At 32.7% G+C, this 17,667-nt stretch carries 11 protein-coding genes and 1 pseudogene; 1 reads left to right on the top strand and 11 read right to left on the bottom strand.

Going from position 1 to position 17,667, the window contains the following annotated elements; genetic code table 11:
• Nucleotides 1-129: 129 nt before the first annotated feature.
• The 5 genes and pseudogenes from OLM51_RS10815 to OLM51_RS10795 all read right to left on the bottom strand — a co-directional run bounded on the left by OLM51_RS10815 (nt 130) and on the right by OLM51_RS10795 (nt 9,686).
• A pseudogene (locus OLM51_RS10815) lies at nt 130-2,255 on the bottom strand (glycoside hydrolase family 97 protein).
• A gap of 210 nt (nt 2,256-2,465) precedes the next feature.
• Entirely contained in the window at nt 2,466-3,965 is a 1,500-nt protein-coding gene (locus tag OLM51_RS10810) for a SusD/RagB family nutrient-binding outer membrane lipoprotein (RefSeq protein WP_264550635.1), read from the bottom strand.
• A 2-nt stretch (nt 3,966-3,967) separates the two neighbouring features.
• A complete protein-coding gene (locus tag OLM51_RS10805; protein WP_264550634.1) occupies nt 3,968-7,522 on the bottom strand; it encodes a SusC/RagA family TonB-linked outer membrane protein in 3,555 nt (1,184 codons plus the stop codon).
• Nucleotides 7,523-7,774: 252 nt separating this feature from the next.
• Nucleotides 7,775-8,950: a FecR family protein gene (locus OLM51_RS10800; RefSeq protein ID WP_264550633.1), complete on the bottom strand. Its 1,176-nt coding sequence runs from the start codon at nt 8,948-8,950 to the stop codon at nt 7,775-7,777.
• Between the two features lie 199 nt (nt 8,951-9,149).
• Nucleotides 9,150-9,686: a sigma-70 family RNA polymerase sigma factor gene (locus tag OLM51_RS10795; protein ID WP_264550632.1), complete on the bottom strand. Its 537-nt coding sequence runs from the start codon at nt 9,684-9,686 to the stop codon at nt 9,150-9,152.
• A gap of 398 nt (nt 9,687-10,084) precedes the next feature.
• Between OLM51_RS10795 and OLM51_RS10790 the strand changes: the two genes are divergently transcribed.
• The gene (locus OLM51_RS10790) at nt 10,085-10,489 is read left to right on the top strand and encodes a helix-turn-helix domain-containing protein (RefSeq protein ID WP_264550631.1); all 405 of its coding nucleotides are present in this window, start codon (nt 10,085-10,087) and stop codon (nt 10,487-10,489) included.
• Between the two features lie 175 nt (nt 10,490-10,664).
• Here the strand turns inward: OLM51_RS10790 and OLM51_RS10785 are convergent, their stop codons facing one another.
• The 6 genes from OLM51_RS10785 to OLM51_RS10760 form a co-directional block, all read right to left on the bottom strand.
• On the bottom strand, nt 10,665-11,165 hold the full coding sequence (locus tag OLM51_RS10785) for a hypothetical protein (RefSeq protein WP_264550630.1): 501 nt from the start codon (nt 11,163-11,165) through the stop codon (nt 10,665-10,667).
• Nucleotides 11,166-11,503: 338 nt separating this feature from the next.
• Complete coding sequence (locus tag OLM51_RS10780; RefSeq protein ID WP_264550629.1) at nt 11,504-11,893, bottom strand: hypothetical protein; 390 nt, start codon at nt 11,891-11,893, stop codon at nt 11,504-11,506.
• 328 nt (nt 11,894-12,221) lie between these two features.
• A complete protein-coding gene (locus OLM51_RS10775) occupies nt 12,222-12,821 on the bottom strand; it encodes an REP-associated tyrosine transposase (protein ID WP_264550628.1) in 600 nt (199 codons plus the stop codon).
• Nucleotides 12,822-13,127: 306 nt separating this feature from the next.
• Nucleotides 13,128-13,349: a hypothetical protein gene (locus OLM51_RS10770; protein ID WP_264550627.1), complete on the bottom strand. Its 222-nt coding sequence runs from the start codon at nt 13,347-13,349 to the stop codon at nt 13,128-13,130.
• A 364-nt stretch (nt 13,350-13,713) separates the two neighbouring features.
• Nucleotides 13,714-14,247 (bottom strand): hypothetical protein, encoded by a 534-nt coding sequence (locus tag OLM51_RS10765; RefSeq protein ID WP_264550626.1) that lies wholly within the window; start codon nt 14,245-14,247, stop codon nt 13,714-13,716.
• Complete coding sequence (locus OLM51_RS10760; protein WP_264550625.1) at nt 14,225-17,641, bottom strand: RHS repeat-associated core domain-containing protein; 3,417 nt, start codon at nt 17,639-17,641, stop codon at nt 14,225-14,227. The genes OLM51_RS10765 and OLM51_RS10760 overlap by 23 nt, the downstream gene beginning before the upstream one ends.
• Between the last annotated feature and the right edge of the window lie 26 nt (nt 17,642-17,667).

Here is a 17,667-nt window from a genome sequence, read left to right as displayed (position 1 = left end):
TGATTTTTTATTTATAACTAATATAACCCACTGATTGTAATTTAATAATTAACTTTTATTCTAGTTTCAAATCTAAGTCTTGATTCATAATTGAAAGAGCTTATATCATCTAAAATCCTAAAACATTTTTTATTTTTTATCTTCAATTATGCTTATAGCATAACCGCCTCCAGAGGCACTTAATTGAGAAAGTTTAGATTTATTTGTAACTGTTATTTTTCGAATGGTGTAAGCCTGCGGATTGGTTTTGTAATTGGCCTCTTTTCCATCTGCATAAATAGTAGCCGTGTATTTTTTCCCTTTTTCTAAAAAAGCAAAATTAATGTTGGAAGTTCTAGGCTCAATTCCATTTACATTCCCTACAAACCAGTTATTGGTTCCTTTAGCTTTACGGGCAACTGTTATATATTGACCTGGCTCCGCTTCAAGATAATTACTTTCACTCCAATCTACCGCCACATCTTTAATAAACTGGAAAGCATCTGAAAATCTATTATAATTTTCGGGTAAATCGGCAGCCATTTGCAAAGGACTGTAAAGCGTTACATATAATGCAAGTTGATTTGAGAGTGTACAGTTAGCGTGCGATTTATTGCGTGGATTTATTTTGCTTATATCCATTTCAAAAATCCCCGGAGTATAATCCATTGGTCCGCCAATTAATCGGGTAAAAGGTATTATCGTTACATGATTTGGTTTTGATCCGCCAAAAGCCTCACACTCCCCTCCTCTTGCAGATTCGTTACCGATTAAATTAGGATAAGTTCTGCAAATACCAGTTGGTCTTACTGCTTCATGAGCATTGACCATAATTTTATACTCGGCCGCTTTTTCTATTGCATATTGATAATGATTTACAATCCATTGATTATAATGGTTTTCTCCTCTTGGAAGAATACTGCCTACATAACCGCTTTTTACAGCATCATACCCATTATCTTTCATAAATTGATAAGCCTTGTCCATATGACGCTCATAATTACGAACAGATCCGGAAGTTTCATGATGCATCATCATTTTTATTCCTTTTGATTTTGCATATTCATGTATTCCTTTTACATCAAAATCAGGATACGGAGTAACAAAATCAAAAACATAGTCTTTGGAGCGGCCCAACCAGTCTTCCCAGCCTTCATTCCAGCCTTCGACTAAAACGGCATCAAAACCGTTTGTTGCAGCAAAATCAATATATTTTTTGACATTCTCATTGTTTGCTGCATGTCTTCCGTTTGGTTTCACCTTAGAATAATCTGTAATCCCAAGTTGTACAGATGGCAATTCATCTGTATACCTCCATGAACTTTTTCCTGTAATCATTTCCCACCAAACACCAACATATTTGATTGGTTTTATCCAGGAAGTATCTTCAATTTTACAAGGTTCATTTAAATTTAAAGTCATTTTAGAAGCTAAAATCTCTCTGGCATCATCACTCACAATAATGGTACGCCAAGGCGAATTTGCAGGAGCTTGCATATACCCTTTATCGCCATTTGCATCTGGAGTTAACCAGGATTCAAACACCATATTCTTGTCATCTAAATTCAAATGCATGCAAGAATAATTAATTAATGCTGCTTCGTGTAAGTTGATATACAAACCATCGTTTGTTTTTAGCATCAGAGATGTTTGTACACCGGTTAAAGAAAATGGTAGCTGAGATAAGTTTCTGTTTTTTGCTTTTAGAAAAAGTCCTCTTATTTCAGATAATTTAGAAGTGGTATAATCATATTCCTGAGTGTCATAATCTCCGGCATCCAAAAAGCGGTATGATCTCCCGTCATTGCAAATTGTGTCCTTTCTTCTTTTATAACAAAATAGGTCAGGTTTTTTTGAGATGGAAATTCATAACGGAAACCTAACCCATCATTAAACAATCTAAAACGAATAACAATTTGCCTATTGGTTTCATTTTGATTTAGTGTTACAGCAAGTTCATTATATTGATTACGGATTGAGGATACTTCGCCCCAAACCGGTTTCCACGTTTCGTCAAATGAAGACGTTTTTTTATCGCTTATCGTAAAATCATTCAATAATGACTTTTTGATATTTTTATCTTCTTTAAGTTCAATTCCTAGTTTACTAGGCTTTACAACTGTTTTTCCTTTATATACTAAATTGTAAGTCGGGGTTCCATCATTTTGTAATGCAAACTCCATAATAAAATTTCCGTTAGGAGATCGCAACTCTTGTGAGCTACAATTTTGAAATCCTATAGTAAAAAACAGCGCTATATAAAGTATGTTTTTCATACTGTAAAATTTGAATTAATATTGTTTTATTTGAATCGTTTTCTTGAAATCGTCTGATACTGTAAAAAAGAATAACCCCAATTACAAAAAATAAATGGGGTTATTTTTTTTAGCTAAAAACTAAACTTTTTTATCTTCTGTAATCTTAAATTGAATTGTTATCCAATCTTAGATTGTCATCTTAATTAAGAAAACATAATCTTATCAGGACTAAAATTTATCCCAAAATAGTTTAGTGTTCATCAAATCACCGCCAATATCACTAGCTGCTTTAATATAGTTGGTTTCATTTTTTGTCTGCTCGGCTCCAGGATAAAGATAGCGCACAGGAACAGTCAGAATACCTCTGTTTACGGCTGCATTAGGTGATTTTAAAATTGGAAAATCTAATCTTCTATAAGATGTCCATGCTTCAAATCCTCTGTTATAAAGGGCAAACCAAGCTTGATTACCAATTTTTTCTTTGTACGTTGCTCCACTTTGAGCATTTGTATAGGCTACTTTAGGACTTGCCAGATAAGTTGTGATAGCGGTCGCAGCTACTCCCCAATCTAACATTGAAGCAGTTATTCCTGCATCATAGTATGTTTTAGCTTTAGCAGAACCTCCCGGAATTAAATTTTTCTCAGCCGCTTCAGCCAATAAAAACTGCAATTCAGAATAATCAAACAAAGTACCAGGAAACACCGGATTGTTTAATGTTGTCGTTATGTGCGAATAGGTCGAAAAAACATTGGCTTCACCATAAGTACCTCCTATAAAAGTGCGTCCTGCCGGAAGCGCTGGTGCAGGATTGGTAGCATTAACAAAATATTTTGCCATCCTTGGGTCACCTCCGGGAACTATAGCATCCATTGCTGCAACAAAAGGTTCAGCCGGAATGAAATCATTTCTATTGCTGGTTACTAAAGTATTGTACAATGGGTTTTGATTTCCTGTAGTCGTCAAATAGGTTAATTTGGTATTATCAGCATTGCTTGCTAACGGGCCCGCTGCAAGAGCAGTCTGAACGGTAGTCGCCGCAAAAGCAGGATCAACATCTGAAATAGTTACAGCTAATTTGATAATTAATGAATTGGCAAATTTTGCCCATTTTGCAGTACTTGCCGCGTTTCCGCCATAAATAATATCTGCACTGCCAAAATTAGGATTAGCCGAATTTGCTCTCAATATGGCAGAATCTTCCATTAATCTTGCTATAAGATCCATATAAATAGTTTTAGCATCATCATAAGCTGGCAAAGGATAATTCTTAATATCAAGAGCCTGAGAATAAGGTACATTTCCAAAGGTATCTACCAGCATACTGTAACTGTAAACCTCTAAAATATCTATAAGTGCCAGTTTATTTTGCTTAATAGCTATATCAGATGCTGCGCTCGAAGTAGCAGCATTTTGAATCATCGTTTTTGCAGCAGAAAAATCTCTTAACACATCTCTGTAAAATACGGTAAAACGTGCATCTGGAATATCTGGAATAACGTATTGACTCGTAGAAGGAATTGTAGTTGATGCCCATTGCTGCGAAAATAACCTAAAAACCTGACTAGTTGTAACTACCTGATCTACTAATGCTTTCTGAGCTCCGGTAAATAAATATTCAGGTTGTGTACTGCTAGGTTTTTTAGGATCAGTATTTATGTCTGTAATATCTGAGCTGCACGAAAAAGATAGGCTTACAACAGCTATTAATAATAGTATTTTTTTCATCATTAAAATTTTAAAGTTAGGTTAAAACCAATGTTTCTAGTTGAAGGAAGTGAACCTCCGGAATAACCTGAAGATAAGTTACCTGCACTAACTCCGCTTTCTGGATCTGCATCAGGAAGATTTTTGTTAATTATCCATAAATTAGACCCTATTAAAGAAACTCTTAAATCTGTCAATTCCATTTTAGATACAAACTCTGATGGAAATGTATAGCCAAGGCTTACCTCTCTTAATTTAACAAAACTTGCATCGTATATATAGGCTTTTTCCGGATTGGCTTTATATCCATAAATACTGCCTGCAACTTCAGGGCGTGGTGTTCTGGTTGTGTTGGGTGTACCATCTTTGTTCACTCCCGGAAGTATCAGTCCGCCTCCATTTGCAAGTGTGTTTCTTACCGGATTTCCTAATTCGTTATATCCTGCTGTAGATTCATACAAACCTGTATGCTGGCCGTATGCCTGATCCAAAGAGTAAAGATCTCCTCCGTGTTGTACATCGATTAAGAAACCAAACGAAACTTGTTTGTATGTAAATTTATTACGAAGTCCACCAATCCAATCCGGGGTAATATTACCAATAACATTATTTGTTGTGGTAGTCATTACATAAAGACCATTCTCTGTAATTTTTTGTCCATCTGCAGCATACACATAGTCTTTACCCACTATATCTCCGTAAGGATGACCTACTTTTGCCACGATACCTATTCCCTGAAATCCTCCTATTGAAAGCGTTTCAATTCCAGATGCCAATGACACAAGGGTATTCTCATTTTTAGACCAGTTTACAAAAATATCCCAATTAAAATCTTTTGTTTGTATTGGAGTTACATTAAATTGTACCTCGATCCCTTTATTTTCAACTGATCCTGCATTTACATATCTTGATGAATTACCTGTTGCAGTAGAATAATCTACAGGAAAGATCTGGTCATTACTTAAACTCTTATAAACACTAACATCAAAACCAACTCTTTTACGCAAAAACTGCATTTCCAGACCAAGTTCTTCAGAGGCCGTTTTTACAGGACGTAAATCAGGATTATTACTTCTGTTTGGTATTGAATAAATTTGATTTGAACCAAATGGATTATTTTTATCATAAACCTCACCTAATGAATACAAATCAATATTCCCTTGTGGATTCTCTGCATAACTTGCTCTTAATTTTCCGAAAGACAACCAATCTGCTTTAATATGTTGTGAAAAAACATAACTCGCAGAAGTAGAAAATGTATTTAACGAATTATTTCCTTTTGGTAAGGTAGAAAACGCATCATTTCTAACTGTCCCTTCTAAATACAAGAAATCTTTGTATCCTAAAGAAAGAGAAGCATAAGAACTATTTACCGCAGAATTATTCTCTGATTCTAACGGAAACGGTGACGGATTTACTGAATTTGATAATGCATAAATACCCGGAATAATAAGTCCTCCATCTGTTGAAGCAAGAGTTGAATTACTTTTTGTTCTTAAACTATTTACCCCTGCTAAAGCATTTACAGAAAAGTCCTCCCCTATTTTTTTATTAAACGTTAGGATAAACTGATAATTTTGCTCAGAAAACGAACCAACATATTTTTGATATCCTGAAGGTACATTTGCCCTGCTCAGACCAAATGATCCATTAATAGATCCTGTAGCTTTTCTTTCTTCACGCAGCTCCGAGTAACTATCTATACTTGCTTTTCCGGAAGCTGATAACCAATCTGTAAATTTGTAATCCAATTGAGCATAACCAATAAAACGGTTTCTTTCGTCAGACTGGTAATTTTTGTATCGGGTAAAATAGGGATTATCCATCGTTTTAGGAGCCGTATTTCCATTGGCAGGATCTCCCATAAGCCAGGATATATTCTGTCCTCCCGAATTTTCAAAAACCTCTTTTTGAGATTTCAGGTCAGCATTGGTAGCCCACCATTGGCGAAACCATCCTGTGATGTTATCTCCTGTGTATCCTGAACTATTTCTACCAACTGTACTTTGTGTCATGTAATTTGCAAAAACACTAGTCGAAAATTTATCTGTAAATTTGTGATTTAACTTGATACTGGCATTGTTTTTCTTTAATTCACTATTAGGCAATATCCCGGTCTCTTTAAAATTATTGTAATTTAAAATAAAATTGGTTTTGTCATTAGCGTCTTCAAGAGATATAGAATTATTGAATGTTGTCGCAGTTTGAAAAAAACTAATTGGGCCATTTTTAGCTGCCTGCCATGCTGATTTCTGTCCATACTTTGAAGAATACGGTGTATAGGATTCCCACGTATAAACAGAAAGATTTGGATCAAAAGCCACACCATAAGAGGCATCATCAGTAGTAGTTACAACCTGATTACCATTTTTATCTATCGTAAAAAAGGCTCCTGTTGGTCCTACTGGAATTCCTTTTGGATTACCCGCTGCATCATAGCTCGGCCCATAACCTTGCCCGTATTTACTCTGGTAAACCGGAAACGTTTTTTTATCGATAGAGCCTACACTAAATTCACTCGAAACAGTAATCCCCATTCCTTTGGTAGCTTTACCTTTTTTGGTGGTAATCATAATAACACCATTACCGGCCTGCCATCCATACAAGGCAGAAGCTGCGGCACCTTTTAACACGTTTACCGACTCAATATCATCAGGATTAATATCCATGGCAGCATTACCATAGTCATAAGTGTTTCTTGCTCCTTGTGATGCCGTACTTGAATTTACTGTCGAGTTGTTAATAGGAACACCATCTATTACGATAAGCATCTGATTATTTCCTGTAAGACTCTTTACTCCTCTCGAAATTACATTTGTAGAACCTCCAAAGTTTGTATTTTTTCTAATATATACCCCTGCCGCTTTTCCAGACAGTTCATTAAGAAAGTTTCCGCTTGCAATCCCTGCTGTTAAATCGGTTCCTTTTACTTCTTGTGAAGCATAACCTAAAGCTTTTTTCTCTCTCTTTATTCCTAATGCCGTTACTACAATATTATCCAGTTCTGTAGTATTCTCCCTTAATTGTACATTTACAACTACAGAGCTGGCTGGTTTTTCTTGCGATATCATCCCGATATAGCTAAATTCTAATATGGCATTATTATTTGTTACTTCTATAATAAATTTACCATTAAAGTCAGTCTGGGTGCTGTTCTTAGTTCCTTTTTCAGTAACATTTGCTCCGGGTATGGGGATCCCTGCAAAATCAGTCACTGTTCCGGTTATCTTGATTTTTTGCAAAACCGAAACAACACTCTTTGGTTTTTCTTTAATAATTACGGTATTATTTTTACCAATAACAATATCTATGTTTGCATTTACAAGACTTTGCTTTAAAAGATCATTTGTTTTTATAGTCCCTTTTTTCAGAGTTACCATCGGAAGCCCTTTAAAAATTCCCTCTTCATAAAAGAATTTATAATCCGTTTGATCCATAATCAAGTCGAAAACTTCATCTATAGACATTTTTTTATTTTCTTTCACCTCAATTTTTGATTGTTGTGACAAAACATTTTCAGGAGTTAAGGCAAAAAGTGTTGTGCAAAATAAAAAGATGAATGTTCGCATAATATTCATTAATAGCCCCTTTCTAAAGTAAAAATGGGGGTGCTTAAAATTAATTTTCATAAATTTGTCATTATTTTTTAGTTAAAAATTTTAATTAATTGATAATTTCATAAGGGGGTAGAGTTAGTACTTTGGACGGTTAAACTCTATCCTTCTTTTTTTTTATGTCATAGGCAATATTGTTATTTTGGTTATAATTAGTTAGTAAAATTTATTTTATTCTTTTTCAGACAATTAGCACATCTAAGTATCAAAAAAAGCTTATTTAATCATTAGAGTTTTATCTTTAATTTCATAGCTGTCAATTGTAGTCGATTTCATAATTGATAAAATCTCTTCCAGCGATTGTTTTTTATCAAGACTGCCTTTAAACTGCACATTTTCAAGGTTTTTATCTACAAAAACCACATCAACATCATACCATCTTGATATTACTTTCATAATCTCTTTTAATGGTTTTCCTTTAAAACTAAAGATTCCGTCTTTCCAGGATATTTCGTTATAGGCATTCACCGTTTTAATTATTGAAGTGTTGCTTTTAAGATCCAGATTTAGTTGTTGATTTGGAGATAAACTTAATTTCTTGTTTCCTGTTTCAACATTGACTTTTCCATTTACCAGAGTGGTATAAACATTTGACTCGTCGTTGTATGCTTTTATATTAAACTCAGTTCCAACAACCTCTACTTTTTGATTTTTATTATAAACCTGAAAATGAGCTCCTTTATGCTCAGTACTGTGTGACACTTCAAAATATGCCTCACCATAGACCAATTCTACATCTCTCGATGCTCCATCTATAAAGGCTACAGGAAATTTTAATTGAGACGCAGAATTCAGCCACACTTTTGTGCCATCTGATAATTTTATAACAAATTGACCACCTCTGGGAATCGTTAAATAATTATAAACAAGCTTTGATGTCTTTTGTTTACTGTCTTTGTAAATAATTTCTCCGCCATTACTGTGTGCATTTTGAGTTTGAATAGGAGTTCCTTTTTCTAATGCTATATTCGAACCATCGCCTAAAGTCAGAGTTGCCTTATCTGTGCCTGGTTTAATATTTTCAATATCATTCTTTACAATAACTTCAGGAGTTTCAGTCGACTTATTAAATATTTTATCTTTGTAGAATAAGGTTATAGCTAACGAACTTATTACCACAGCGGCCGCGGCATATTTAAACAAAGACTTTTTATTTAATATAAAAACAGGTTTTTTATTTTTTTCCTGATACTTAGCTTCCAGTATTTCCCATGCCCTTTCCGTATCAATTTCTGAATAAGAGTCAATTTTATCGGCTAAATTTTTAATTTTGATTTCCTTTACAAACGAGTTCTTTTTGGCAAAATCTTTCAATATTGCTTTCTCAGAATCTGTTAAGACTTTAAGTTTTCGTTTGATTAATAATTTGGAAATTTGAAAAATATCTGTCATTCTATAGGTTGATTTATTATAGAACAACTACTATTTAAAAAGGTACTATTGAAAAATCAGTTTTTTTTATCAAATAGTAAAAAAAAGTTTTTATTTACTATTTCGCTTCATTTGCAGTGTTTAATCAGGAGAATAAATCATTAAAAATAAACCCATTAAACGCTACAGTAATTTTTAAAATGACAGCGTCTAAAAAATATTAAACCAATAAAAAATAAATAATTGATTCTAAATCCCGGAACTGTTCTCTTAATATTTTATACGATTGGCTTTTTAATGTTTTAACTGTTTGAAGTTGTATTCCTAACTCTTCTGCAATTTCAGTATTTTTAAGTCCTTTAAGACTTAGTTTTATAATTTCTTTTTTTCGATCGGGTAAAACCTCAATTGCTTTATAGAGCTGGCACACTATATCTTCTTCAAGAATTTGTTTTAAGAACAAATCATCATCTTCTAAAGACTGAATAGCGTTTTCTGCATACTTATTTTTTACCAGATTATGCTTTATAACATTATAACATTTATTGCGAACAGCCTTGTATAGGTAAACCTTAAGATGCAGTTCGTCTTGAAATGCATTTTCTTTTTCCCATATGCTTATAAAAATATCCTGAACTAAATCTTCACATTCATCTATGCTCAGAAAACGATTTGCAAATTGAACAAGCGATCGATAATGCTCGTCAAATATTTTTCTAATATACCTTTCGCCTGTATTGTTTTCGTTTGCAACCAATGCCTATTGTTCGATAATTGATTATAATTTGAGGCAAATTAAATAAATTTAATTCAATATTCCCTAATTTGAGCACGCAAACAAAAGGTGCAGAAAAAATTCATAGGATTTATTCCTAAACTCATGCTTCAATTTTTGTTTGCATATTTAATTCGCCGGCTTTAAAAAAAAATTGATGTTAATTGTATTTTACCAAGCTCTACGAAGTGTTCTCTATAGTGCTCCGCAATCCCGAAAGTCTTCAGGATTACAACAGCGTTACCTATAAAACTCTTCTAACAGCAGGGTATAATGTCTGACAAAACAGATATTATACAGGATATTTTTCTATCTTTGAAATTCAGATTTTTTAATCCGAATAGCTTTATCTTTGAGCCTTCAGGAAATTATCACTCATTATGGAACAGAAAATACATCAGGGGAAAAACGTAAAACGCTTTAGAGAAATGCTTAATATAAAGCAGGAAGCATTGGCTTATGATTTGGGTGAAGACTGGAATCAGAAGAAAATTTCTATGCTCGAGCAGAAAGATGTAATTGAAGATAATTTGCTTAAACAAATTTCAACAGTTTTAAAAATTCCGGTTGAAGCTTTTCAGAATTTTGATGAAGATCAAGCAGTGAATTTAATTTCATGTAATTTCTCTGACAATGCAATGTTCAATAACAAAATTGAGGTTTTTAATAACAATCCGATTGAGGAAATAAAAAAACTTCACGAAGAAAAAATTGCTTTGTTTGAGCGAATGCTTAAAGAGAAAGATGAAATGATGGCAAGGCTTGAAAAATTAATCAATAAATAAGCTTTATAAAAAATATCTAATTTACCCAAGAGACCTAATAAGTCTCTTTTTTTATGCCTTTATTTAAAATTTGGATATGCAGAGATTTAATATAGAAATTTTAATTGCCCAGCTTTTCAGAAATAACTCTTCGTAGAGCGAAGGTATAGATTGTAAAAATTTATGCTGTTAGATTTTAATAACTTAAAATCCTTTTCTCAATGAAATTACCTTTTACAAATCTATATTTTTCAATTTTAGTTTTCTTGATAACATCAAATAATTTAATTTCACTATCGTATTCATATTTTAATTGCTCAACCATCGATACAGAATAATAAGAGCTAATAACAAGTTTTAATTTAAATTCCTCTTGTGGCCTATTATGACTCCTATCTAGCAAATCGAATGCGTATATTAATTCTTTAGATTTTATCTTTTCAATGTTTTTCGGATTGATTTTTTTATCAAATGTTTTCACAATATCAAGTGATAACGAATCTGAACTTAGTAAAATATCTCTTTTATAATCAAATTTCTGTTGATTTTTAAGCATATTTAAAGTATCTCGTAACCAACTTTTAAAAACAATTTCGCTTTTATTCTGTTGAGTAGTATTTTTTTCTTCTTTGTATTTACAACTAATAAAAGTCAATACACACACACCTCCAATTACTATTTTTTTTAGTATATCCATAAGTTTTATAAATGTAAATTATTTTTATTTACTGATGAATTACTTTAGAACAAAATAGACAAAAGTCGGGAGACTTTTATGAAGTTTCGAATTTCAAAAAACATAAAAAATGCGCAAAGTCAGTCCCGAAAGCTTTCGGGATTGCGCAGCTTTTCATAAGGAACTCTTCGGAGAGCAGGGGCAATATTAAAACAAAAAAGATGAGCATTACTGCTCATCTTTAAATTACTCTTGGCTAATGATTACTCTATTTAAACATGTTAAAAATATAGAATCTAATATCACTAACTCTGAAACACTACCTACATTACCCACTCACTTAGAAATACTGCCTCCTACTAGTGTGTTTTTTTAATATATTCTTCTTCCGAAATTAAAGTATCCTTTAAAATCTTTAATCCATTATATTCTTTTTTATAATCATAAATTATCGTAGATGAAGGTTTATAACACTCTAGTAACAAAGTGTCCTTTCCTCCGAAATATATGTCTATTACTGAATCATTGTTACCATGGAATATAGTTATTTCTTTTTCGCCATCAAGAATAGAAACAAAACTAGTTATATCTGATATTGTACTGATTTTATAAAAAATAACTTTAAATTTTTCATTTTTGATTGTTTTTATAATTATTCGATTATTATCTTTTTTTGTTTCATTATTTTTTTTACAACTAAAAATTAATAATAAAATAGTACTCAGTATTATTCTTTTTAAAATTCTCATTTTTTTATATTTAATATTTAATATCTGTTCTTAGAGGAAATGAATCATAAAATCCATGATATATATATGAGCCAGATAAAGTGTGTTCTCCATAAAACGGCCATTCAGAATTATATCCATTTCCGTTATTTTGAGATTGATTATATCCTCCAACTTTAGGCATTACTTGAGTATAGAAAAAATCTTTATTTAATCCCCGCTCCGCAAAGTATTCCCTGCATCGTTCTGTGCTGCGCAAACGTCTCCGACTTTGCGCCTTTCCACCAAATATACTTAAAAACCTATACAATCCCGAAAGCTTTCGGGACTGCCTTTATCCCTAACTTATTTAATATCGATTATCTCGAAAAACAGATTTCAAATCTAAAACATCGACAATTGGATTATCTGCTTTTTCAATAGACACTAATCCGGAATCAAGAACGTAATTTGACGCACTAGAATACAAATATTCTGAAGCACGATTGACATACCCAGCTTTTACCGGATTTAAATGTATATAATCTAATTTTGACCACATAAATTTGTTCGTATAAATCTCTTCTGCGTGATTTCCGTATTGCCAGAACTGATAAAGTTTGTTTCTGGTATGCTTTTCTGCTGCCAATTTAAATCGTTCAAGCATCCATTCTTTTCTGCTTTCCGGACTATTTTGTATTTTTTCTAAAATAGTTTTTGCCGTAAACTTTTTAAAATCTCTTATTAAATCTGATAACTTACCATCTTCTGATTGTATAATCATATGAATATGATTACTCATAATTACATAACCATACAATATCATTCCTTTGTTCTTAATGCAATAATCTAAACATTCAATTATAATGTCTCTATAACTTTGACGTGTAAAAACATCTATCCAATCTACAACTGTTGGTGTGATAAAATGAGGTAAAGTCTGATCTCTTATTACATATCCTTCTTTCATTGTTTTTCTTACAAAAATATAAGATTTTACTTGTTTTTAAAACAGAAGCGAAGGGAAAAAGTCGGGAGACTTTTATGAAGTTTCGAATTTCAAGAAAAAAAAATATGCGCAAAGTCGGAGACGTTTGCGCAGCTTTTCATAAGGAACTCTTCGGAGAGCAGGGTGACTTTTTTGATTTTGGACAAAGCGAAGGTTGTTTTAATTTATTATGCGATTTCACAATAAATCTCTGATTATCTGAAAATGTTAGGTGGAATTATTAACCACCTACACATCTAATACATTACCCAGTTTCTAACTAAAAAATTAAAAAAACTTATCTTTTATATAAAATATACCTCCTATTAATAATCCATATAAAAAAGCACATCCATATACTATGAGAATTATATCTAAATTATTATCCATTATTCCAATTACTGTTACTATACCTAATATAATTAGCAATAAGATATTTTCTGGTTTTTTTAGCCAAATAGCAATTTTGGCTTTCCAAGTAAGTTCTTTATTTCTTTTTTCTTTTTTCATCGATTTTCTCTACAGTTGTTGATGCAGCTCCTGAAGCTGTTGCAGAAGATGCGGAAGACCTAGTATTAACATAGTTATCAAATTTCTTTTTAGCCGTTTTTACATCCGCTTTGGTTTTAGGGGGGGGGCGTTAGAAGTTCGACCTAGCGAATTATTTAATTTTGAATTACCTCCAGTTTCAAATGAATAAATCTTATGTTTAATATAAAAAAGTAAAAGCCACTCCATAAGGAATGGCTTCGTTTTACTAAACCTACACAACAAAATTAGCACAAACATTCATACATGTAATTCTCTTCTTGTAATTGATAGATTGAAAAATACATTCAAAATATAATTTGGCAGTAGCTAATAATTTTAATCACTATTCTATTTGTTCAAAAAAATTAATAAAGAAAAGTTCTTTTTTAATTAAATTAGAGTCAATATTTTTTATCTGGTTATTAGCCGTAAATGTCATGACAATCTTATCTTCTTTCTTTACAAAAAATCTATATAGATAATTTTGAGATTTTTTACTACTACAATTTATTAATGATTTAATTTCATTACATTCCAAAAAAGCTTCTTGTAACTGCTTTGGATTTAATTTTACTTCGTGAATAGTTTTGTTGTCTTCAACTATAAATACCTTGTCATCTTCGATAAAAATCCTTTTAAAGTTCTCCTTATATTCATATCCTGTTGTGCTAGATACACGTATTATATCTAGTGCTTTATTAGATTTTGAATTAAAATCAGAAAAATTATTTAAAATAATTTGACTATTTCCACTGTATTCATTCTCGGATTCAATATTAACTTTTTTACAAATATCGTTTTGAGATTGTTTTTGCGTGGAACATCCAATAAAAATTATTGCAATAAATAATATCTTACTTCTTTTTATAATAGTCATAACTTTCATTTTTAACGTTGATAGTTTTATTTTTAACTCCAGCCTTACCTGAAAAAGGACTGATATACTGTACTTCCAAAGTATATGTTTCTCGTAAAGGAACTGTAACTCCCCTTGAATTACTTACTTCTCCTCTCACAATGTTTTCAGTATGAGATGCGCTTCTCTCATTGACTTCTTTGTTTTGATTATTAGTGTCAAATGTTTTTTGAACTACATCATTAGGATTATCCTTTATAGATACACTAGGCATTTCAATTGGAGAATCCACTCCGTTATCAATATCTACGCCATGACCGACTTCGTGAGCAACAACAAATTCATTTTCTGAACCTTTCTGACTCAAGTCGATATTCATATTTGTTCCATTTCCTCCATTTCGATTTATATCCCCTACAGTTTCCGTTACTGAACCACCACTTCTACTAAAAGTAATATTATGTACGTTTTTCGAGTCTTTTAATTTATTAAAATTATCGCGATGGGTTTTTGAATCTTTCATGAGTTGTCGATTCTCTCTCTTAAATTCCCTTTTCATCTCTCGGAATTCTTTTCGAGTTTGTCCTTCTTGGCGCACATATTTAACCTCCATACCATTTGGGTCAAATAATTCAATTGGATTATTAAAAACATATGCATATGGATTAATTCCATAATATCTTTCTGCTAATGGGTCAATGTTCATCCAGCGACCAAGTGCAGGGTCATAATTACGTGCTCCATAGTCGTACATGTTAAGCTGTAACTCGTCCTGCAATTCCTTACCGTTATACTTATACTTATTATTTGTAGCTAAAGCATCATTATATGCTTTATGCTTTAAACCAAAAGGATAATAATTGTTTTCGTCGATAATTTCAAGAACTTGTGTTTGCGGGTTTTTAGCATAACTAATGCGTATGTTGCCTAAATGATCTTTGTACTGAAACACATACGACAGAGCTCCATCGGTATTTTTTACATATCCCTCGGCTGTTGGGAAAAACTCCAAAACATTGTTTTTGTATTGAAAACCTCCTAAATAATCAGTGGTAGTCGCTATTGTTGCTTCGGTCACAATTTTCTCTAGCTTTTGCCCTGCAGCATTGTAAATATACTCAATTGAATTTCCTGTTCCAAATGATATTTTCTTAGGCAAATTTAAATGATTGTAAGTAATGGCTGTAATATTTTTATTTTTATCAATAGTCATATTACCGTTGTCATCATAACTGTAATCATCACCAGTTTTATTACCATCAATAAAACCTGAATTGTCATTTCCGGCAGTACTTTCTGTAACTTTTGCTAACCTATTTGAGTTCTCATTTTCATATCCATATGTTAAATCATCTATTTTAAAGACTATAGAAGGCGCATCACTGTCTCCATTTCGCTGTAGAAACTTGATATTACCGTTTTTATCATAGCTTACACTTTCGTTATAAGCTCCTGAATTTGGAAATATATCGTTTGGCTTTCCGTAATACGCATCTTTTAGACGGTTTAAATTGTCATATTGATATCCGTAACTACGTAATGAACGATCTGCAGCTGTTTTCCAGAAAGTTTCGGCTATATTTCCGTTATAAAGTGAAACCACATTAGGAATGGCAGTCTGGATTTTATCATAATTAATTTTGAAAGCAAACAAATCCTCCGGGTCTGAGTTTTGCTGCAAATTATCAACTTCATTAATCCCCGTAAGCCAGCCTCTGATATTGTATTTGTAATCTATTTTCTGAAATGGATTTCCGGTACTGTTTCCTACGTTTTTACTTTCTAACTGTCCAAGTTCATCATAAGTATTTGATGCCATAAGCTGAACAATACCACCATTTACCTGATGCGTGTGAGTTAACAAACGATCTTGTGGCGAATAGGTAAATTCTTCTCTTATTACCAGTTCGGCACTTCCAGAAGTACGTTTATGCCTTGTAATGGTATAAAGTGTTTTTCCTGCAAAATCAAGTTTACTATCGCTTAAGAGATAACCTCCTAAATGATTCTGTACATAGGTTCGAACCGGACGGGCTTTGTCATCATAAATAGTGGTACTTGTTTCTCCTGCTATGCTTAAATCAGTACTTACTGCTCTTACCCAGCTGCCGGTTGCTAAAGTTTTTCTATTACTTAAAATAAACTGATCTTCGATAACAGTTGGAATTGCCGGGGCATTTGGATATACATAATCATCATAGTAATTAACCGTTAAAAGTTTAAAGTTTTTAGGTTCGATGTCATTACTATAATAGGCTTGTATGTTGTCAATCGTACCGGAAGTTTGCTTTGTCTCAAACAATACTGATGCATTATTCTGAGCATCCTGAAGTGATTTTCGCGCTGCCGAAGTACAAGTCTGGTTGTTCCATCCCGTATAAACAGGACGGCCAAAAGCATCGTATTTGGTAATCATCCATCCTATAGTCGCATCATCTTTAAAAGGTGAGGTTGCAGGACCTGTTGCCACTGGTCGGTCTAGTTTGTCATAAACTATAAATTCCCATTGCTTTCCCGGAAGTTTTTTCTCTACTAAGCGATTTTTGCTATCATATTTGTATTGGTAGCATAAACCATTTAGAATATCTTCAGTAATACTTCCGGTTACTTTTGGAGGTAGTACATAAGTCAGGTTTCCGTAGCTGTCATAAACATAATAGGTATCATGTTTTTCACCGGCATCGTAGGTTCTTTTCAGAATAACCTGGCCTTCTTTATTCTTAAATTCTTCTGTTCCTACATTGGCTCCGGGAGCGGTGTTCTCATCGTAAGTAACATTTTTATACAATTGATTAACGCCGTAAGTTCCAGCCTCTGAAAATGATATATTGTATAAGCCATCACCAGCATTCCACTCTGCGCCCGCCTGATACAGTTTTACTGCGTCTGCGTCTGCATTGCTCTGATATTCTAATTTTATTTCATGTCCACTGCCTATTGCCCAGGAATTTCCAGGTGCAGCTTGTTTTAAAACTCTGTTTAAAGGTGATAATTCTAATTGTTTTTCTGAAAATGGATTGGACGTATTATCATACTTTTCTTTGTTATAAAAAGCATTTAGAGCATTTACAGCAGTCAGATCATCTATTCGTGGATAAATGGTCCCTCCATTTGAAGATGCATAAGGCAAAAATTCTTTGACTTGTCTGCCAAAGTCATCATATTCTGTTAAGGTTATAATATCGTCACCATTGCCTCCTTGTCCAACAACTCTTGTTTGTACAGGCCTTCCAAGACCATCAAAAAAACTGATGCTTTGATTCATCTGATCTTTTGTCAGGGTATTTAGTTTCGCTGAATTAACTGCTTTTTTAGGAGAGATTGTATATATAAAGTTATCATTGCTGAAAGTCTGAGCTTTTGCACTCCAACTTACACCAAACGATAAAATTAACCCTAATATATATTTTTTCATAAATATGTATGTTTGTCTTTTTTTGT

Source organism: Flavobacterium sp. N2038, from assembly GCF_025947185.1.
Classification (GTDB): Bacteria; Bacteroidota; Bacteroidia; order Flavobacteriales; family Flavobacteriaceae; genus Flavobacterium.
This window is presented reverse-complemented; position numbering and strand designations above follow the sequence as displayed.

What these genes read in the sequence shown, in the direction of transcription:
- OLM51_RS10770 (WP_264550627.1), bottom strand. Translation starts at nt 13,349, where the DNA reads ATGAAAAAAGAAAAAAGAAATAAAGAACTTACTTGGAAAGCCAAAATT.
- OLM51_RS10775 (WP_264550628.1), bottom strand. Translation starts at nt 12,821, where the DNA reads ATGAAAGAAGGATATGTAATAAGAGATCAGACTTTACCTCATTTTATC.
- OLM51_RS10760 (WP_264550625.1), bottom strand. Translation starts at nt 17,641, where the DNA reads ATGAAAAAATATATATTAGGGTTAATTTTATCGTTTGGTGTAAGTTGG.
- OLM51_RS10785 (WP_264550630.1), bottom strand. Translation starts at nt 11,165, where the DNA reads ATGGATATACTAAAAAAAATAGTAATTGGAGGTGTGTGTGTATTGACT.
- OLM51_RS10810 (WP_264550635.1), bottom strand. Translation starts at nt 3,965, where the DNA reads ATGAAAAAAATACTATTATTAATAGCTGTTGTAAGCCTATCTTTTTCG.
- OLM51_RS10780 (WP_264550629.1), bottom strand. Translation starts at nt 11,893, where the DNA reads ATGAGAATTTTAAAAAGAATAATACTGAGTACTATTTTATTATTAATT.
- OLM51_RS10800 (WP_264550633.1), bottom strand. Translation starts at nt 8,950, where the DNA reads ATGACAGATATTTTTCAAATTTCCAAATTATTAATCAAACGAAAACTT.
- OLM51_RS10790 (WP_264550631.1), top strand. Translation starts at nt 10,085, where the DNA reads ATGGAACAGAAAATACATCAGGGGAAAAACGTAAAACGCTTTAGAGAA.
- OLM51_RS10765 (WP_264550626.1), bottom strand. Translation starts at nt 14,247, where the DNA reads ATGACTATTATAAAAAGAAGTAAGATATTATTTATTGCAATAATTTTT.
- OLM51_RS10805 (WP_264550634.1), bottom strand. Translation starts at nt 7,522, where the DNA reads ATGAATATTATGCGAACATTCATCTTTTTATTTTGCACAACACTTTTT.